The following is a 19121-nucleotide window of genomic DNA, read 5'->3' as shown; positions in this document are numbered from 1 at the left end:
GCTACGCGCGCAGTCTGCCGGCTCGACTGTCGTCGAGCAACGTTGCCTACAGACAGCACCGCTGTCTGCTTCACGGTGCTGTAGGGGGCCAACTGTAGGGGGCCAACGATATCAGCAACGTATTTCTGACGCAGGATACAAGCTGCTTAGCTGCTTAAGGATACAACGTGAAACGGGCCGGTCCAATGAACCGACCCGTTACGCGGAAAGCGGGGGTCTCGCCATCGCGGCGACAAGACCCCCACATGTGATCACTTGCGCTTGACGTACATCTGCGTGTTGAGCAGCGTCAGATAGCGCTTGATGACCTTCGGGCGGATCACCTTCATCGAAGCGGTCAACAATCCGTTCTCCTGCGTGAACTCCTCCGGCAGAATAATGAACTTGCGCACCGATTCGGCTCGGGAGACACCCTCGTTGGCCTTATCGACCCACTTCTGGACTTCCGCGCGCACGGCCGCGTTGTTGGCGGCCTCCTCCAGCGGCATGTTTCGGTCAAGTCCCTTGGACTCCAGCCACGGACGCAGCGACTCCTCGTCAAGCGTGACCAGCGCCGAAATGAACGGACGCTTGTCGCCGAGCACCAACGCCTGCGAGACGAACTCGCAGCGCTGAATCACCTCTTCGATCGGACCTGGCGCCACGTTCTTGCCGCCGGCGGTGATGATCAGATCCTTCTTGCGGCCGGTGATATAGAGGAACCCGTCGTCGGAAAGACGACCAAGATCACCGGTCATATGCCAGCCGTCCGGCGTGAACGCGTTCTCAGTGGCCTCGTCGTTCTTATGGTAGCGGTGGAACACCACCGGGCCGGCGACCTGAATCTCGCCATCCTCGGCGATGCGCAGTTTGAAGCTCGGGAACGGGATGCCCACCGACCCCTCATGGAACGGCACGCCCAGTGGATTGAACGCGCACGGCGCCGTCGTCTCCGTAAGCCCGTAGCCCTCGTAGACGGGGATGTTCGCTCCGCGGAAGAAGTTCATCAGTTCCGGATCAAGCGGCGCGCCGCCGGAAACGATCCAACGCGTCCGACCGCCAAGCACCTCGCGCAGCGACTTGTAGACGATCGGATCGAAGGCGGCCCTACGCGCCGAGACGAAGCGCTTCGCGCGACCCGACTCGCTGACCTCCTTCATATACTGCTGGGCGGCGGACACGGCGGCGGCGAACATGACGCCCTTCGCTCCATGACCGGCCTTCTGCGAGGCGGCGTTGTACACCTTCTCCAGCACTCGGGGCACGACGATCATCACGGTCGGGCGCGCCACCTGAAGATCATTGAGGAGCGTCTTGATGCCGGTGGCGATGTAGATGCGCAGATTGCTCGCCACGCAGATGTAGTTGATTGCGCGCGCGAACGTATGCGCCTGGGGGAGGAACAGCAGAATGGAACCGGAACGATCATGCTTGAGCAGATCCGGCATGTAGTCGCGCAGATTGAATGCGTCGGTGCAATAGTTTTCATGGGTCATCTCCACGCCCTTGGGCGCGGCCGTCGAACCGGAGGTATAGATGATCGAGCACAGATCGGTCTTCTTCAACGAGGCGATGCGCGCATCCAGCTCCTCGTCGCTGACCGAATCGCCATAGGCGGCGATCTCGTCAAGACCGCCGGTCTCGATGCAGATGACGTGCTCCAGAGACGGGCATTCCTCAATCGCACCGTCCGCCTTGTCGCGCATCGCGGTGTCCTGCACGATCAGCAGACGCGCATCGGAATTGTTCACGATATTGCGGATCTGCTCGGCGGAATCCGTGTCATAGATCGAAGCGAGCACGCCGCCGACCGCCATGATCGCGGCGTCGGCGAGATCCCACTCGTAGGACGTGCGGCACATGAACGCCACCGCATCGCCCTTCTTCAGCCCGTAATGAATAAGCCCCTTGGCCACGCGGCGCACTTCGGCGAGGAACTCGTTGGCCGTGCGGCTCACCCAGTCATCGCCGACCTTGAAGGTGTACAGCGGCTCGTCGCCCATGCGCCGGGCGCGATCCTCATAGATGCTGTAGATGCTCGTATGCTCGTCCAGCGGCGGATTGCCCGCCGTTTGCGCGGTCAGCAGACCGCTCGCCGGATCGATGAACGTCGTGGTCGGGTATCCCGGTCCCCATTCATCGGTATGCGGAAGATCCCTATGACGCTCGACGATGTTCTCGTCCGGATCCACATAGTCAGGCTCGTCCGCAGCGTCATCGCCGACGGGATGGACGAAGCCGCCCGGAAGACGCAACGCCCGTCGTGCAAGATCGGCGGCCTGTCTGTTCAGCGAAGTGATGATTGACACGTGATTCTCCTTGGCTCTTCGGGCCATTGTGCGAAAAGGCTCCTGACTAACGCATGATAATCGCAATACGCCCGGAATTCACCTTACGGTAGCGTAGCCGCGCCGTGTCGCGTAGTGGCCGGCTGCAGCCGAATCGTGCCGCGCGGAGGAATCTGGACAACGCGACCCGCCAGTGGCATCCATCCGTTACACTATGCACTGAAGGCAATGGCTGCCTGTCAGCTTCGACGAAGCGACTTCAATGACGAAAGCATGAAGAAAGGGGTCTCATGGCTGAAACCCAGACGGCGACCGTGACGTTCGGCGTGTTCGATGAAACATCGCAGCACGAGTCACGCGTCGCATTGACACCGGATATCGTGAACCGGCTACGCAAGGTCGGCGTGTCCTGCCTGATCGAGAAGGGGGCCGGAATTGCCGCGCACTACACCGACGACGACTATGCGAAGGCGGGAGCCGAGGTGCTTGACGCGGATACCATCGTCGCGCGTGCGGACGCCCTCGGATTCATCGGCCGTCCCGATCGCGCGCTCGTCGAACGGCTGCGACCGGGAACATGGGTGATCGGCATGCTCGGATCATTCACCGACGGCGACTACATCGACGCGCTGTCCGCGGCCGGTCTGATCGGCGTCGCCATGGAACGACTGCCAAGGCAGCTGTCCTCGGCGCAGTCGATGGATGAGATGACCTCGCAGAACTCGGTCATGGGATACAAGGCGGCGCTCGTCGCAGCCGACGCCTATGGATCGTTCTTTCCGATGATGACCACCGCGGCAGGCACGATTCGCCCCGCCAAAGTGCTCATACTCGGCGCCGGCATCGCCGGACTCCAGGCGATCGGCACCGCCCGCCGACTCGGCGCGGTCGTCACCGCATACGACGTGCGACCCGCGTCACGGGACGAAGTCGAGTCCCTCGGCGCGAAGTTCCTCGACCTCGGCCTCGACTTTTCCGCCGGCCAGGGCGAAGGCGGCTACGCGCGCGCCCTGAACGCCGAGGAGCAGGTCGCCCAGCAGACCGCAGTCGACGAGAAGGCCGCAGGATTCGACGTGATCATCACCACCGCCAAAGTCCCCGGACGCAAACCGCCGGTGCTGCTCACCGCGCGCGGCGTCGAAGGACTCAAACGCGGATCGGTCATCGTGGATTGCGCCGCCAGCGAACTCGGCGGCAACGTCGAAGGATCGACGATCGGCACAAGCGTCACCGACGGAGGCGTGACCATCATCGGCGCGCCGTACCTGTCCAGCCAGGTGCCCAACACCGCATCCAACCTCCTCGCACGCAACGTGGCCGACGTGCTCGCCCACTTCGTGCGCGACGGCCGACTTGCGATCAAAGCAGGCGAGGAACTCGACGACGCGCTCATCGTCACCGCCGCAGCCGCTGCGGCCGACCAGACCGCCGACGCAACGAAGTAGGGAAGAAGTCAAGGAAAAAAGGGATCATCATGGACATCATCGTCGCAATAACCCTGTTCATCCTCGCGCTGCTCATCGGCGTCGAGGTCATCGGCAAGGTGCCCGCCACCCTGCACACGCCGCTCATGTCCGGCGCCAACTCCATCCACGGCATCGTCATCGTCGGCGTCGTCATCGTCGCCGCCCACGCCACCAGCCCGCTCGCATGGGTGTTCATCTTCCTCGCCGCCGTGCTCGGCACCATGAACGTCGTCGGCGGCTACGTCGTCACCGACCGCATGCTGGAGATGTTCAAATCCGACAAGACCAAGAAGACCAACGACAAGAACGAGGAGGCCAAGTGATGGGAACGCTGGCTGACATGCTGAGCACCCCGCTCGGCGTCATCGAATGGTTCGTCTACCTGCTGGCCGCAGTCATGTTCGTCATCGGCCTGCACCTGATGAACTCGCCCAAGACCGCCCGGCGCGGCAACCTCATCTCCGCCGCCGGCATGGTCATGGCCTGCGTCATGGCCTTCATCGTCCTGTTCGTCGAAGAGATCGGCAACGGATTCGCGCACGGCATCGCCGTCGCCCTGCTCATTGCTGGCATCGCCATCGGCGCGATCGTAGGCGTATGGAGCGCCCGCAAAGTCAAAATGACCGACATGCCGCAGCTCGTCTCCGTCTTCAACACGGTCGGCGGCGGCGCGGCGGCGCTCGTCGCGCTCAACGACATCCTCAACGCCGAATCCGCCGACGGGCCCGGCATCGTCGTGCTCATCACCGCGGGACTCGGCATCATGATCGGCTCGGTCACCTTCACCGGATCGCTCATCGCCGCCGGCAAGCTCCAAGGCGTCAAATTCCTGCGCAAGCTCACCCTGCCCGCCAAGGGCGTCTGGAACGTCGCGCTCATCGTCCTGACCGTCGCCGCATTCGTCATGCTGTGCGTCCAGCCGACCAACGCCGTGCTCTGGTGCATCCTGACCACCGTGTTCGCCCTCGCATACGGACTCGTCTTCGTCATCCCCATCGGCGGCGCCGACATGCCCGTCGTCATCTCCGTGCTCAACGCCTGCACCGGCACCGCCGTCGCCATGAGCGGACTGGCGATCAACAACATCGCCCTCATCGTCGCCGGCGCCCTCGTCGGCGCCGCGGGCGTCACCCTCTCCATCGACATGTCCAAGGCCATGAACCGACCGCTCATGTCCGTCCTCGCCGGCGGATTCGGCGGCGCGTCGGGTGCCTCCGCCGGTGGAGCGGACGGTCCCGAAGGCACCATGAAGGAGACCACCGCCGACGACGTCGCCGTCCAGCTCGTCTACGCCGACAAAGTCATCTTCGTCCCCGGATTCGGTCTCGCCCAAGCCCAGGCCCAGCGCGAACTCGCCGATCTCGGCGACCTCCTCAAAGAGCACGGCGTCGAAGTCTCCTACGCCATCCACCCCGTCGCCGGACGCATGCCCGGCCACATGAACGTGCTCCTCGCCGAAGCCAACGTCCCCTACGAGGAGCTCATCGACCTCGACGACATCAACCCCCAGTTCCCCTCCGCCAACGTCGCCCTCGTCGTCGGCGCCAACGACGTCACCAACCCCGCCGCACGCCGCCCCGGCACCCCCGTCTCCGGCATGCCCATCCTCGACGTCGACAAGGCCCAGAACGTCGTCGTCATGAAGCGCGGCCGCGGCAAAGGCTACGCCGGCATCGAAAACGAGCTCTACTTCGAGCCCAACACGCAGATGCTGTTCGGAGATGCGAAACAGGGGTTGCAATCCGTCGTCGCCGCCGTCAAGGAGCTCATCTCGTAATGGAGCGTCAGCTGCGTTGCTCCTCGGTCGCTGTACTTTGTTGCGCTGCGCGCAACCGTCGCAGCATAGCTGCTCCCTTCGCCTGGGGACAGTCCGCTGGACTGTCCCCTATACGGCTCAGCAGCTTCCCTCGGTGCGCCTTGCTGACGCACGCATTACGAGATTCGCTTGAATTGCTCGGATGACGGAGCGCCTCCTGCGTTGCTCGACACTCGGCGTACCTTGCTGCGCTGCGCAGGGTTGTCCACGGTAGGGGTATAATCGGTAACCGTTGTCTTGGCGAGGGAGATCGTAGCGATCTCCGTGATCGACTCGACGTGAGATTTGCCCCAAGGGTTTCCGAGGTGGGCGGTTGCGCGGCGCGTCGAAGCGCCGAGAATACAGGATCGCATTCATAAGGAGACCATCATGGCAACCACCATCAAGCTCGAAGGCGAAGTGCGCAACGAGTTCGGCAAGGGCGTCGCCCGCCGTATGCGCGTCGCGAACCAGATCCCCGCCACCATCTACGCCGGCGGCGAGCAGCCCACCTACGTCAAGCTCCCCATGAAGGAGACCACGCTCGCGCTGCGCCACACCAACGCGCTGTTCTCGATCGCCTACGGCGACGACACCAAGCTCGCCGTCGTCAAGGACGTGCAGCGCAACCCCGTCAAGCGCATCGTCGAGCACGTTGACTTCTACGAGGTCAAGGCCGGCGAGAAGATCGACGTCGAGGTGCCGGTGTTCGTCGAAGGCACGCCGAAGGGCGCCGCCGTCGCGTTCGTCGACATCCAGGAGATCAAGGTTCGCGCCGACGTCGCCAACCTGCCGGAGAAGATCGTCGTCAACGTGGACGGTCTGACCGACGGCACCAAGGTGCTGCTCAAGGACGTCGTGCTGCCCGAGGGCGCCGAGCTCGACATGGACGAGCCGGAAGCCTCCGTCGTCACCGTCGAGGTGCCTGAGGACGCCACCGAGTCCACCGCCGCCACCGAGACCGCCGCTCCGGCTGCCGATGCCGCTGCGGCCGCTCCGGCCGCTGACGCCGCTGCCGCCAAGTGATTCGTCGAGATTCACTGATCTTAGCTGATATCAGCTGATATCAGCTAAGATCAGCTGAAGCAGAGCAGGAGCCCACGGTCATCCGTGGGCTCTTTCTTTCCGCCCGCGTATATCAACTGCCGCCTGCGCATGTCGGATGCCATCATCGCATGCGATCCGCGTCTGTCGGCGAACGACGACTTTCAGAATGTGAACGCAGCCGCACTGCACCGACCCCAGTGTGAGAAAGTACACACAGAGCCGGTGCCACAAGCGCCGGCAGCCACCAAGCGAAACGAAGAATGAACAACGTGCGCCGCGCCAACCGGCGGCAAGCACGGTCAGTCTACAGATCAGTCAAAAGAAGTGTGCAATGACCGAACAATCACATCACGATCCCGCAGCATTGGACAAGCTCACCGAGCCGTTCACCGTGCTGCCCAACGACAATCCGGCATCTGACGCCAAGCGTCAGGAGCTCATCGACAAGCCGGCCTTCGGACAGGTGTTCTCCGACAACATGACCCACATGACCTGGACCAAGGGCGAAGGGTGGTCGGACCGTCGCATCGAGCCGTACGCGCCGCTCAAGCTCGACCCGGGCGCATCCGTGCTGCACTACGCGCAGGAGGTCTTCGAAGGCCTCAAGGCATACCGTCACGCCGACGGCTCCACCTGGCTGTTCCGCCCGGACGCGAACGCCGAGCGTTTCCAGAACTCCGCCAAGCGTCTGTACCTGCCTGAGCTGCCGATCGACGACTTCCTCGGCTCCGTGGCCGCGCTGGTCAAGCGCGACGCCGCATGGGTGCCGTCCCGTCGCGAGTACACGCTGTACATGCGTCCGTTCATGTTCGCATCCGAGCCGTTCCTCGGCGTGCGCGCCCCGCATGAGGTCGACTACTGCGTGATCGCATCCCCGTCCGGCCCGTACTTCCCGGGCGGCGTCAAGCCGGTGAGCATCTGGGTCGAGGACAAGTGGTTCCGCACCGGCCCCGGCGGCACCGGCTTCGCCAAGTGCGGCGGCAACTACGCGGCGTCCCTGCTCGGCGAATACACCGGCATCGACAACGGCTGCCAGCAGGTGTGCTTCGTTGATGCGGCCACCAAGACCTATCTTGAGGAGCTTGGCGGCATGAACATGATGGTCGTTCACAAGGACGGCCATGTGGAGACCCCGTCCCTGACCGGCAACATCCTGCCCGGCGTCACTCGCCGCTCCCTGATCCAGCTCATGCAGGACCGCGGCATCGACGTGGTCGAGACCATGATCAAGCTCGCCGACCTGCTCGAGGACATCAAGTCCGGCGAAGTCACCGAGGTGTTCGCCTGCGGCACCGCCGCCATCATCACCCCGATCGGCCGCTTCAAGTCCCCGAAGTTCGATGTCACCGTCGCCGACGGCGAGTCCGGCAAGCTGACCGTGGACCTGCGCAACGAACTGCTCGGCATCCAGCTCGGTGAGATCGAGGATCCGCATAACTGGATGTGGCGCGTATGTTAGCCTAGGCCGCTCCACGTGGCATCGAGACCCCTTGGAATCCCAATGGTTCCAAGGGGTCTTGGTTTATGTTTGTTTATGTTCGTCCCCTTTTCCCGATCAATAGGGACGGTAAATGATATGTGGTCGGTCTATCGCGTGGCTGCACTATACTGCTGTTCGTAACGAATGGGGGGGGGTGCGATGCGTCGGTGCGTACGATGTGGCCAGATGGTCGACGATCATGCAAAGTTCTGCAGTGGGTGCGGAGCGGCCCTTCCCGCCTTGCCTCCGCAGCCGACGATGCCTGCGCCGCCCATGCCTGCGCCGCCGAAACAGCCGAAACCAGCTTCCGTTGCCGTTCCCACTTCGGTACCTGCTCCTGTTTCGGCACCTGCATCGCACGATGATGGTCAGACCGATGGAACGCCCGCGCCGTTCCGGCCTCATTACTCCGACCGTGACCGTTTCGACGGCGGCAGCTTTTGGTGGCTGCTGCTGGCATGTTGCATTCCCGTCGTCGGTATAGTGCTGTGGCTGATGTGGCGCACCACCAAGCCGGAAACCGCAGCCCGCCTACGCAAGGGCACCATTGTCGGTGTCGTGCTGTGGACGGTGCTGGGTATCAATGTGGCGCGAATGGTCCAGCGGCGGAACGAATACGAGCGGTTCAGCGCATGGTGCACGAGTCTGCATTATGAGAACAGCTACATGCAGAAGCGGGGAGTGGTGGGACGTGACGCCAGAGGTGCGGATAACTGCACCCTTAAGGGCAAGAACAGCGGCGGCGGCTATGCCGCGATCGAAGACAAGGCGTATGTGCGGGCCGTGAGGGATTACATCCGCTGGATGAACGGAGTGTGCAGCTCTGCTGTTCCGTCCTTTATTCGTGGTGATTGTGATCATTGGGATGAGAACGACCTGTTCGTGCAGGCAGATGGAGATATCCTGTTACCCGGCTTCAATTTCCGATTGGTCTACAGTGACGAACCGAATCAATGAGACTGGCGAACAGCTGTCCAGAATGACCATGCGAATGGCTTTTGCGTTGAAGCACATGGCATCTTCACGCATTGCCGGCAGCGGATGCGCAAGGTGGGGTCTGCGGCTATTGCATTGAGGTCTCTGTCGACATTATCGGCATGGCATGCACGTGGCAGAGCGCATCGCGGCATACAATGGCGTCATAGTGACATACGCGACGGCGACCACGGCAACAAGGTTTACACGTCGTTGGCTGCAATACGGCGGCAACGGTGGAATGGCGGCAACGGCGGAAGCCACGGATCACGGCATGGAGGCGGACATCGATGGCGAAGAAGAGCATTCGCGGCGCACATCACACACGCAGAGCGCGCAGGGTCGCAGCCGGCGCCCTCGGAGCCACCGCAGTCGGCTTCGTCGGGCTCAACGCCGCGATCGGCGCGCTCATGTTCCGGTTCGTGCTCGACACGCGGTTCCCCTGGTCGATGACGGCGTTGCTCAAAAAAGGGCGCATCAGGCAGGCTCGACTCGAAGGGGAGCATCGCGACGCCGACGAGGAGACGCAGGCGGCCGCATGGTTCGAGCAGGCCAAGCAGCCGGTTACGATCACATCCGAGGACGGACTCAAACTGCACGGATGGCTGCTCGACCCCGACTGCGCCGAACCGCGAGCCCACCTGTATGCGATCTGCTGCCACGGCTACACCGGCAATCCGATCGAAATGGCGAAATACGCGCATCGATTCGCCCGACTTGGATTCACCGTGCTCACGCCGGCGCTGCGCGGCCACGAGCTGAGCGAGGGGCGATATCCGGGCATGGGCTGGCTGGATCGACGCGATCTGATCGGATGGATCCGATTGATCGTCGAATCCGATCCCGATGCGCGCATCCTGCTCGACGGCGTGTCGATGGGCGCCTCCGCCGTGATGATGACGGTCGGCGAGCCGGATCTGCCGCGCAACGTCGTCGCCGCGATCGAGGACTGCGGCTACACGAGCGTATGGGATCAGTTCATGTTCAATGCGAAGGGCATGTACCATCTGCCGAAGCGGTGGATGGCCGCCCCCGCGCTGGCATGCATGGATGCCGTGTGCCGTCGGGTCGCCGGATACGGCCTTCGCGAGGCATCCAGCCTCGAATCATTGCGGCATGCGACGATTCCCATGCTGTTCATCCACGGCACCGCCGACCTGTTCGTCGATCCGTCGTCGCTGGATCGCAACTTCGCCGCGTGCGCGAGCATGCATCGGCGCAAGCTCGTCGTGCCAGGCGCCGGTCATGCGATGAGCGCCAGCACCGCGCCCGACGTGTACTGGCGGACCGTGATCGGTTTCGTGAGGCAGACGTTCGGCTTGTGACGCTCGGCTTGCCGCGTTCGGCGTGGTTACGTCATGCTGCGTGTCGTGCCGTGTCGCGTGTGGTGTAGTCTCGTTATGGCATTGCGCTGAGGATGCCACGAGGAAGAATCATGCTGGAAACGCGGGGGGAGTGGCTCATGGAAGTGGCTTTGGAAAGCAACGACTTCTTCCTCGGCATCGAATATCTGGCCATCTTCTGCTCGGGGCTGATGGGCGGCCTGTGTGCGGTCAAGAAGAACTATGACGTGTTCGCCATGCTCATCACCGCCTGGCTGACGGCCCTTGGCGGTGGCATCATCCGTGACGTGATGCTGGGTTCGCTGCCGCCGGTCGGCATCGCCGACAGGGGATTCGTGCTCACCGCGCTGATCTCCGGGCTGGCGATCGCGGTCATTCACCCGGAGGTCGACAAGCTCAAATGGTCGATGCTGACCATCGATGCGCTGTCGGTGGCGATGTTCGCCGTCAACGGTACATCGAAGGCTATCATGTACCACACCTCCGGCATGACCGCGGTGTTCATGGGCATGTTCACCGCGCTCGGCGGCGGTCTGGTCCGCGACATGCTGCTCAACGACGTGCCGATGGTGATTCGCGACAAGCACTGGTACGCGGTGCCTTCCGCCGTGGGATGCGTGCTGACCGTGCTCGTGTGCCGCGGCGTGCAGCACGGCATTCTTGATTTCACTTGGGAGGTCACGCTGGATGTCGCGATCGTCATACTGGTCGTGGCCATGCGTCTGCTGTCGGTGAAGTTCAACATCATGCTGCCCGGGGCGATGACACGGCACAACACGTATCTGCCGAGTCAGTCGCGGTATCTGCGGCGACCGGTCATCCATCCCGGCGTTCGGGGGCGCGCCGATGACGGCGATGAGGGCGACGGCAATGCGAACTAAGGACCAGGAACCAGAGGCCAGACATGGGAAGGCCCCGCAAACCGTATGGCTTGCGGGGCCTTCCCATACCGACTCAGTACCGGAGAACGCTCACCGGTGAGTCATCGGCGCGAGAATCACAGGGCGTTGATCGCAACGGCCAGACCGGACTTGCGGTTGGCGGCCTGGTTCTTGTGGATGATGCCTGCGCCTGCGGCCTTGTCAAGTTTCTGGGCGGCGACCTTGTAGGCGGTCTCGGCTGCGGCCTTGTCGCCGGCGGCGATGGCCTCGCGAGTGGCGCGGACTGCGGTCTTCAGGCTCGACTTGACGGATACGTTGCGCTTGTGCGCCTTCTCGTTGGTGAGAATGCGCTTCTTCTGCGACTTGATGTTTGCCACGTTTACTCCAAACGATGTGTGCTACAAGGACATACAAACGGATATGATAACACGTTCGCAGGATAACCGTGAACGTCATCATCGGAGTGTCGCGGCGAAATGCCGTGGCTGGTCGCTACACTGGTGAATTCGATAGCGTCTGGCGCGCTGCGGCGTCCGCACGCCTCAACGTGAGCCAGCAAAGACCGTCAAGGAGAGCATACAGGTGATCGAGCCGAAGAACAAGCCCGGATATACCGACCAGTCGCTGATCCGCAACTTCTGCATCATCGCGCACATCGACCACGGCAAGTCGACCGTGGCCGACCGCATCCTCCAGCTGTCTGGCATCGTGCCGGAGCGGGAGATGCGCGATCGCTTCCTCGACCGCATGGACATCGAGCAGGAGCGCGGCATCACCATCAAATCGCAGGCCGTGCGTGTGCCGTGGACGTTCGACGGCACCGAATACACGCTCGGCATGATCGACACGCCGGGCCATGTGGACTTCACCTATGAGGTGTCGCGCGCGCTCGCCGCATGCGAGGGCGCGGTGCTGCTCGTCGACGCGACGCAGGGCATCGAGGCGCAGACGCTGAGCAACCTGTACATGGCCATCGACCACGATCTGACCATCATCCCCGTGCTCAACAAGATCGATCTTCCCTCCGCCGAGCCGGATCGGCATGCCGAGGAGATCGCTGGGCTCATCGGCTGCGAGCCGGGCGACGTGCTGCGCGTGTCCGGCAAGACCGGCGAGGGCGTGCCCGAGCTGCTTGATCGCATCGTCATGGAGATTCCCGCGCCGCACGGCGATCCGAAGGCGCCGGCCCGCGCGCTCATCTTCGACTCGGTGTACGACTCGTATCGCGGCATCGTCACCTACATCCGCATGGAGGACGGCGAGCTTCACGCGCGCGAGAAGGTGCACATGATGGGCATCGGCATGACGCACGATCCGATCGAGATCGGCGTGATCAGCCCCGACATGATGGCGACCCAGGCGCTCGGCGCAGGCGAGGTCGGCTACATCATCACCGGTGCGAAGGACGTCAGCCAGTCGAAGGTCGGCGACACGCTGACCTCCGCCGTCCGTCCTGCAACCGAGCCGCTGCCCGGATACCGCGATCCCAAGCCGATGGTGTACGCCGGTCTGTTCCCGATCGACAACGCCCAGTTCCCCGAGCTGCGCGACGCGCTCGACAAGCTCAAGCTCAACGATGCCGCGCTCGTCTACGAGCCCGAGACGTCGGTCGCGCTGGGATTCGGCTTCCGGTGCGGCTTCCTCGGTCTGCTGCACATGGAGATCGTCTCCGAGCGTCTCGATCGCGAGTTCGGCCTCGATCTGATCTCCACCGCGCCGAACGTGCCGTACGACGTCACCTCGGAGGACGGCACCGAGCATCATGTGACCAATCCGAGCGAATTCCCCGAAGGCAAGATCAAGAGGATCGTCGAGCCGATGGTCGCCGCCGACATCATCACGCCCAAGGAGTTCATCGGCGCGGTGATGGACCTGTGCCAGGAGCATCGAGGCCAGATGGGCACGATGGAGTACATCTCCACCGACCGCGTTGAAATGCACTATCGCATTCCGCTCGCCGAGATCGTCTTCGATTTCTTCGACCAGTTGAAGTCGCGCACCAAGGGGTACGCGTCGCTTGACTATCACGAGGATGGCGAGCAGTTCGCTGATCTGGTCAAGGTGGACATCCTCATTCAGGGCGAGAAGGTGGATGCGTTCAGTGCCATCGTGCATCGCGACAAGGCGTACAGCTACGGCGTGATGATGACGAAGAAGCTGCGTGAGCTGATTCCACGACAGCAGTTCGAGATTCCGATTCAGGCGGCGATCGGCTCGCGCGTCATCGCGCGCGAGAACATCCGCGCGCTGCGCAAGGACGTGCTCGCCAAGTGCTACGGCGGCGACATCACGCGTAAGCGCAAGCTGCTCGAAAAGCAGAAGGCCGGCAAGAAGCGCATGAAGATGCTCGGCCACGTCGAAGTGCCGCAGGAGGCGTTCATCGCCGCCCTCTCCACCGGGGATGCGGGCAACGACCGCGACACCAAGGACAAGATCCGCGCCGCGCAGAAGACCGAAGGCTGATTGATGTTCGAAGTCTACATCCACGTGCCGTTCTGCATGCGGCGCTGTGGATATTGCGATTTCAACACCTATACGGCCGTGGATCTCGGCGGCGGCGCCTCGCGCGGCAACTATGCGACCATGGTCATCCGCGAGATGCAGTTGGTCCATGACTGGCAGCTTGCGCACGGCATCGACGAGCCACCGGTTTCCACGGTGTTCTTCGGTGGCGGCACGCCGACGATTCTGGCGGCGGATGATCTTGTCGCCATGTTGGATGCGATTCGTAGGACGTGGGGGATTGAACCAGACGCTGAAATCACGACGGAAGCCAACCCTGACACGGTGAACGAGTATTATCTCGGCAAGCTCGCGGACGGTGGATTCACGCGTATCTCGTTCGGTATGCAATCAGCGGTGCCGCACGTATTGCGCACGCTTGACCGCACGCATACGCCGGCGAATGTGAAAGCCGGCGTGCAAGCCGCGAACAAGTTCGGTCTGCGATCCAGCGTCGATCTGATCTACGGCGCGCCGGGGGAGAGCCTTGACGATTGGCGCGCGTCGGTCGAAACGGCCATCGATCTTGGCGTGAATCACATCTCCGCCTATGCGCTCACCGTCGAACCCACCACCAAGATGGGGCGGCAGATCGAGGCGGGCACGCTGCCGAAGCCGGATGACGACGACGAGGCCGCCAAATACGAGATCGCCGACGACCTGTTCGCCGCCGCAGGACTCGAATGGTACGAGGTGTCCAACTGGGCGCGACCGGGGTTTGAAAGCCGGCACAACCTCGGCTATTGGCGCAACGTCGACTGGGCGGGTCTTGGTCCCGGCGCCCACTCGCACTACAATGCATGTGCTGATGCGGGTGCCCGGCCACCTCTGACGAGGGGGCTGTCAGCGAAGCTGACTGGGGAAGAGACGGCGTCGGCCCAACCGAGGGAACAGGGCGTGGGCATGAACGCCCTGCGCGCCTGGGACATCGCGCACCCGCGTCTGTGGGGCACTGCCATCAGTGATCGCCGCGTGCCGTGGGGCGGCAGCGAGACCATCACGCCGGGGGAGAACCTTGAGGAGATCATCATGCTGGGCATCCGGCTGCGCGAGGGGCTTGATATCGGCCGCGTCAATCGTGCCGTCGGCGCGCTGCCCACGCCGCATGCCTTTCGTCCGCTGCGCAGGGCCGATGTGGAACCGCTGATCGCCGACGGTCTGATCGAGGCGCGCGGTGATGGTCGAATCGTCGCCACGCGCCGGGGGCGGCTGCTCAACGATGCCGTCATCGAGCGTCTGTTCGATCTGATCGGCGTGTGATTGACGTACGATCGGCGTGTGCACGAGTCGGACTGATGACCGTGGCAGCATGGGCGGCTGCCACGGCCGGTACGCCTATTAATGGATATGGATATATATAGTTCGGAATGGCCGATTTTGCGTCTATATGCATCTATAGACCGGAATAATAATCGATATATTTCGATAGAATGACTTACGATGGTTTCGCCCATGAGTGAAAGGGGTCGTGATGAACGGTGATGGTACTGGTTTGCCGTTGCATTCGCTGAATCCATTCATGCCGGGTGCTGGCAAGCAACCGCCGGAACTCGTCGGTCGTGCACATGACATGGAACTCATGGATCGTATGATCGCACGCACCAAACTCGGTTTGTTGGACCGCGGAGTCATCTATAGCGGCCTGCGCGGCATGGGCAAGACGGTGTTGCTGCTCAAGCTCAATGATATGGCGTCCGCACAAGGTCTGGCCACGGTGCAGATCGAGGCGAATGGCGACGCCGCGGCCGAATACGAGGAACTGTTTCATGAACTGTCATTGGCCGTCATGCGCATGCGGAGGTCTGATATCAGGCAGCGGTTGTCGGGTGTCTTTTCGCATGTCCAATCGATTTCATTGGATTTCGTACTTGGTTCGGCAACGATTGATCTTGACGGGGAGGGTGCGGAGAAGCGGACCATACGCGCTTCGTCTTATCGGTTGGAGCTGTTGATTGAAGGATTGGCTGAAGAGCTGAAGAAGACCGGTTCGGGACTGTTCCTGTTTGTGGATGAGTTTCAGGATATGTCGTCTGAAGTGATGATGACGCTGATCACCGTGCAGCATAGGATGGGGCAGCGGGATTTGCCGTTCTGCATTATCGGTGCCGGATTGCCGAACCTGCCGGGTGTATTGACCAAGGTGCGTTCCTACGCCGAACGATTGTTTGCATATCGTGATATTGGCCGGCTGGGTGATGGTGCAGTGGCCGATGGCTTCCAGAAACCCGTGCGGAAGCTCGGGTATTCATTCGACGACAAGGCGTTGTCTCGTTTGATCGGTTTGGCACAGGGATATCCGTATTTCATCCAGGCATATGGAAAGGCAACGTGGGATGCCTCGGATTCCAATCCGATAACCGTCGCCGCAGTGGAGCGGGGCGAGCCGGTGGCTCGGACCGAGCTGGATCAGGGATTGTATATGTCGCGTTGGCAACGTGCCACTCCGTTGGGTCGTGAGTATCTTGCCGCTATGGCCGCGGTCGGTGAGCGATGTACGTCTGCTCAGGTGGCGAAACATATGAAGCGCAGTGTGTCCGATCTGTCTTCGATTCGGCTGTCCTTGATTGAATTGGGGTTGGTGTATTCGCCGGAACGTGGGCGGGTCGATTTTACCGTGCCGGGAATGGACGAGTTCATTCGCCGTGCGATGCCTGCTGAAAGCCAGTCGTATGACAGGCGGTCGTGAATCATTCTGGGCGGATATATAAATTTTTATAAAAAGATATAAAGATAAATAAGCTAAATATAGCCTGAAACGGCTCCTTCACGCCTATGTGCATCCATGTGCATCCATGTGCATCCATCAATGTGGATAGATATCAATGGAGGTCGATGCGGAATGGCATGGAGTTGGCAGCGCTCAAGTTCCGCGTGCTCCACGCGCCGCGCACCCGAACTGACCGAGGTGTGACCCGCGAGGAGTGACCCGCGTTGTGCCGACGAGTCAGCCGCGCGTCGTCGCTTGGCGGAGCGCGGCCTGCTCGTTTGACGAACCTTCACGCCGTATTCGTAGTTTTCGCCGCTCTGCTCGTCCTTGTGCTGATCCGCGGGCAGTTGTGCTGGCGTGGGCGGTGGGGAGGGACGGCGACGAAACCGCCGCCCGTTACTTGACTGTGTTGATTACTTGATTACTTGATTACTTGACGACCTTGAAGCCGGCGGTCCACGGGGTCTGCTCGGTCACGCCAAGGATGATCTGCAGCGCGCCATAGCCCTCCAGGTACTGGGCGCGCTTGAGCGCGCCGGCGTCCACGGTCTTGAGACCGGCCGCCTCGACGAACGCCTTGACGGCGTTCTTGGCGTCCTCGCTGTCGGCGGCGAGCTGCACCACGGTGGGCGCGCCGTCGTTGACGCCGCTGGCGAGCGTCGCGGCGAACGTGGTGTTGAACGCCTTGACGACGGCGCTGTTCGGCAGCTCGGCGGCGAGGTATTCGGCAGCGGACTTGGCGCCTTCCGGCAGGGCGAGGTCGAAGGTGGTGAAGTCGATCGGATTGGACGGGTCGACCACGGTCCTGCCGGCGAGCTGGTCGGCGTAGGCGGCGAGCACGTCCGCATAGGCCGGGAACGGCAGGGCGAGGACGACGATGTCGCCGGTGATGGGCTCGCCGAACTTGGCTGCGGTGACGCCTTCCGCCGCGGCGGCGGCCTTGTCGGGGTTACGGTCGATGACCTGCACGTTCGCGCCGGCCTTGACGGCCAGTCCCGCGACTGCGGAGCCGATGTTGCCTGCGCCGAAGATGGTGATGTTGCTCATGGTGGTTTCCTTTCGGGTTGGTTTCTGGTGCGCCCCGGCGCCGTGTTGTTGGTGCCGTGTTGGTTATCACGGTACATTCCTCGTTGAGATATTTCAAGCTGAGATATATCGAAAGAATATATATCGAGTGTGAAAACCGTTGTCTTGATTGGGTTTGGTGGTCCTGCTGAAGTGCTCGTCGCCGGCGCGTCGTGCTGAAATATTTCATCTTGAGGTATAGTGGACTCATGAATATCGTGGAATTGATGACGCTGGGATTCCTGTCTGAAGGGCCGCTGTGTGGCTACCGTCTGAAGAAGAAGATGGAGCAGCTGCTCGGCTATGCGCGCCCGTTCAGCGACGGCACCCTGCATTCCGTCACCGGCAAATTCGTGAAGCTTGGCTATCTGGGGGAGTCGTTCAACGTCGTCAACGGACGGCGGCTGCGCGAGTTCCACCTCGAACCCACCGGGCGCGAGGCTTTGATCGAGGAGTTGAAGGCCACGGACGGCTACATGCTCACCGACATCACCAAATGGTCGGTCGTCATGTCGTTCCTGTCCATCGTGCCGGATGAGGCCGACCGCAACGCGGTGCTGCGCCGCCGACTCGACCTGCTGAATTCGGACGTGCATCGCATGTACAGCGACGGGGAAGGTCCGATCGACAATACCGACCTGACCGACCGGTATCGTATCGCCATCACCGAGATCCATGATGCGGAGATCGAGGCGGAACGCCGGTGGCTGGAACGGGAGCTCGGTGTTGCCTGACATGGCGAGGGGCGACGGGCTGCCCACGCCTGAGAATCTCGAAACGCTGTACCGCTTCATGCTGCGCGAGATGGGCCCGACCGGCTGGTGGCCGGCCGACGGCCCATACGAGATCATGGTGGGCGCGGTGCTCATCCAGAACGTGTCATGGCGCAACGCGGACCGGTCACTGGATGCGTTGAAGGCCGCGGGCCTGCTCGACCCTCACGCCATCGCGCAGCTGGATGACTCGCGGCTCCAGGAGCTGATACGCCCCTCGGGCTTCTATCGCAACAAGTCGCGCGCCCTGCGCGAGATGAGCCGCTGGTACGTCGAGCGATGCGATGCACGTCCGGAAGGTGCGGCCGGCATCGATGACGACGCGTTGCGCAAGGAGCTGCTGGCCCTGTTCGGCATCGGCGGGGAGACGGCCGACGACCTGTTGCTCTACGTGTTCGATCGTCGCGCGTTCATCGCCGACACGTACGCGCGCCGCCTGTTCGCATTTCTCGGTTATCGGGTGCCCGCCGGCTATGCCGCGTTCCACAAGGCGGTCAACCCGATCGCGCTCGCCACGTCCCTGACCGTCGCCGACCTCAAGGAGTTCCACGGCCTCATCGACGAATACGGCAAGACCTATCGCGACGACGCCGCCAAGGCCGAATCGTTTCTCGGACGAATGGAATGGGAATAGAGGTGGGGTGTCGGGCCGCCTCTTTGATGTAGACGTTAGACATGGCCTTCGTGTTGACGTCGACGTTTGGCGAAATGGTTGCCGTGGCCGTCGTCGCCCTCCTCCTGTCAATCATTGTGCCATCTCAACTGTGTATACGCCAATGATGGACCGTCAGGCAATGGTGGAGCATCGGCGGCTGAGGCA

The 19121-nt window shown here is 62.3% G+C and carries 15 protein-coding genes and 1 pseudogene; 13 read left to right on the top strand and 3 right to left on the bottom strand.

Annotation, left to right across the window (positions count from 1 at the left end; translation table 11 throughout):
• Positions 1-251: 251 nt before the first annotated feature.
• Entirely contained in the window at positions 252-2315 is a 2064-nt protein-coding gene (locus EHS19_RS07595) for an AMP-dependent synthetase/ligase (protein WP_421745428.1), read from the bottom strand.
• Between the two features lie 242 nt (positions 2316-2557).
• Here EHS19_RS07595 and EHS19_RS07590 point away from each other — a divergent pair, with 242 nt between their 5' ends.
• The 8 genes from EHS19_RS07590 to EHS19_RS07555 all read left to right on the top strand — a co-directional run bounded on the left by EHS19_RS07590 (position 2558) and on the right by EHS19_RS07555 (position 11254).
• Positions 2558-3712 (top strand): NAD(P) transhydrogenase subunit alpha, encoded by a 1155-nt coding sequence (locus EHS19_RS07590; protein WP_151917163.1) that lies wholly within the window; start codon positions 2558-2560, stop codon positions 3710-3712.
• Between the two features lie 29 nt (positions 3713-3741).
• The gene (locus EHS19_RS07585) at positions 3742-4056 is read left to right on the top strand and encodes an NAD(P) transhydrogenase subunit alpha part 2 (RefSeq protein ID WP_151917162.1); all 315 of its coding nucleotides are present in this window, start codon (positions 3742-3744) and stop codon (positions 4054-4056) included.
• Entirely contained in the window at positions 4056-5510 is a 1455-nt protein-coding gene (locus EHS19_RS07580) for an NAD(P)(+) transhydrogenase (Re/Si-specific) subunit beta (RefSeq protein WP_151917161.1), read from the top strand. The genes EHS19_RS07585 and EHS19_RS07580 overlap by 1 nt, the downstream gene beginning before the upstream one ends.
• A 408-nt stretch (positions 5511-5918) precedes the next feature.
• Positions 5919-6554, top strand: coding sequence for a 50S ribosomal protein L25/general stress protein Ctc (locus EHS19_RS07575; protein WP_151917160.1), 636 nt, complete (start codon positions 5919-5921; stop codon positions 6552-6554).
• A gap of 352 nt (positions 6555-6906) precedes the next feature.
• Entirely contained in the window at positions 6907-8034 is a 1128-nt protein-coding gene (locus tag EHS19_RS07570) for a branched-chain amino acid aminotransferase (protein ID WP_151917159.1), read from the top strand.
• A 165-nt stretch (positions 8035-8199) separates the two neighbouring features.
• The gene (locus EHS19_RS07565; RefSeq protein WP_151917158.1) at positions 8200-9012 is read left to right on the top strand and encodes a zinc ribbon domain-containing protein; all 813 of its coding nucleotides are present in this window, start codon (positions 8200-8202) and stop codon (positions 9010-9012) included.
• Between the two features lie 308 nt (positions 9013-9320).
• A complete protein-coding gene (locus tag EHS19_RS07560) occupies positions 9321-10355 on the top strand; it encodes an alpha/beta hydrolase (RefSeq protein WP_151917157.1) in 1035 nt (344 codons plus the stop codon).
• Between the two features lie 137 nt (positions 10356-10492).
• Positions 10493-11254 (top strand): trimeric intracellular cation channel family protein, encoded by a 762-nt coding sequence (locus EHS19_RS07555; protein WP_151917168.1) that lies wholly within the window; start codon positions 10493-10495, stop codon positions 11252-11254.
• A gap of 116 nt (positions 11255-11370) precedes the next feature.
• Here the strand turns inward: EHS19_RS07555 and rpsT are convergent, their stop codons facing one another.
• Complete coding sequence (gene rpsT, locus EHS19_RS07550; RefSeq protein ID WP_151917156.1) at positions 11371-11631, bottom strand: 30S ribosomal protein S20; 261 nt, start codon at positions 11629-11631, stop codon at positions 11371-11373.
• 205 nt (positions 11632-11836) lie between these two features.
• Here rpsT and lepA point away from each other — a divergent pair, with 205 nt between their 5' ends.
• From lepA to EHS19_RS07535, 3 genes are all read left to right on the top strand, one after another.
• Positions 11837-13717: a translation elongation factor 4 gene (gene lepA, locus EHS19_RS07545; protein ID WP_151917155.1), complete on the top strand. Its 1881-nt coding sequence runs from the start codon at positions 11837-11839 to the stop codon at positions 13715-13717.
• A gap of 3 nt (positions 13718-13720) precedes the next feature.
• Positions 13721-15016 (top strand): radical SAM family heme chaperone HemW, encoded by a 1296-nt coding sequence (gene hemW / locus EHS19_RS07540; RefSeq protein ID WP_151917154.1) that lies wholly within the window; start codon positions 13721-13723, stop codon positions 15014-15016.
• 211 nt (positions 15017-15227) lie between these two features.
• Entirely contained in the window at positions 15228-16442 is a 1215-nt protein-coding gene (locus tag EHS19_RS07535) for an ATP-binding protein (RefSeq protein ID WP_151917153.1), read from the top strand.
• A 450-nt stretch (positions 16443-16892) separates the two neighbouring features.
• On the opposite strand, the pseudogene EHS19_RS07530 reads toward EHS19_RS07535, so the two are convergent.
• Positions 16893-17546: pseudogene (locus tag EHS19_RS07530) on the bottom strand (NADPH-dependent F420 reductase); the annotation flags it as partial.
• A gap of 191 nt (positions 17547-17737) precedes the next feature.
• On the opposite strand from EHS19_RS07530, the gene EHS19_RS07525 reads away from it, so the two are divergent.
• Positions 17738-18262 (top strand): PadR family transcriptional regulator, encoded by a 525-nt coding sequence (locus tag EHS19_RS07525; protein WP_151917151.1) that lies wholly within the window; start codon positions 17738-17740, stop codon positions 18260-18262.
• 1 nt (position 18263) lies between these two features.
• Positions 18264-18935 (top strand): endonuclease III domain-containing protein, encoded by a 672-nt coding sequence (locus EHS19_RS07520; protein WP_151917167.1) that lies wholly within the window; start codon positions 18264-18266, stop codon positions 18933-18935.
• Positions 18936-19121 lie beyond the last annotated feature (186 nt).

Source organism: Bifidobacterium jacchi (assembly GCF_009078285.1).
GTDB lineage: Bacteria > Actinomycetota > Actinomycetes > Actinomycetales > Bifidobacteriaceae > Bifidobacterium > Bifidobacterium jacchi.
This window is presented reverse-complemented; position numbering and strand designations above follow the sequence as displayed.

Bases quoted from the DNA above. Each gene is read 5' to 3' on its own strand.
- EHS19_RS07525 (WP_151917151.1), top strand. From the start codon at position 17,738: ATGAATATCGTGGAATTGATGACGCTGGGATTCCTGTCTGAAGGGCCG.
- EHS19_RS07520 (WP_151917167.1), top strand. From the start codon at position 18,264: ATGGCGAGGGGCGACGGGCTGCCCACGCCTGAGAATCTCGAAACGCTG.
- EHS19_RS07555 (WP_151917168.1), top strand. From the start codon at position 10,493: ATGGAAGTGGCTTTGGAAAGCAACGACTTCTTCCTCGGCATCGAATAT.
- EHS19_RS07590 (WP_151917163.1), top strand. From the start codon at position 2,558: ATGGCTGAAACCCAGACGGCGACCGTGACGTTCGGCGTGTTCGATGAA.
- EHS19_RS07595 (WP_421745428.1), bottom strand. From the start codon at position 2,315: ATGGCCCGAAGAGCCAAGGAGAATCACGTGTCAATCATCACTTCGCTG.
- hemW (WP_151917154.1), top strand. From the start codon at position 13,721: ATGTTCGAAGTCTACATCCACGTGCCGTTCTGCATGCGGCGCTGTGGA.
- EHS19_RS07570 (WP_151917159.1), top strand. From the start codon at position 6,907: ATGACCGAACAATCACATCACGATCCCGCAGCATTGGACAAGCTCACC.
- EHS19_RS07580 (WP_151917161.1), top strand. From the start codon at position 4,056: ATGGGAACGCTGGCTGACATGCTGAGCACCCCGCTCGGCGTCATCGAA.
- EHS19_RS07585 (WP_151917162.1), top strand. From the start codon at position 3,742: ATGGACATCATCGTCGCAATAACCCTGTTCATCCTCGCGCTGCTCATC.
- EHS19_RS07560 (WP_151917157.1), top strand. From the start codon at position 9,321: ATGGCGAAGAAGAGCATTCGCGGCGCACATCACACACGCAGAGCGCGC.
- EHS19_RS07535 (WP_151917153.1), top strand. From the start codon at position 15,228: ATGAACGGTGATGGTACTGGTTTGCCGTTGCATTCGCTGAATCCATTC.
- EHS19_RS07565 (WP_151917158.1), top strand. From the start codon at position 8,200: ATGGGGGGGGGTGCGATGCGTCGGTGCGTACGATGTGGCCAGATGGTC.
- EHS19_RS07575 (WP_151917160.1), top strand. From the start codon at position 5,919: ATGGCAACCACCATCAAGCTCGAAGGCGAAGTGCGCAACGAGTTCGGC.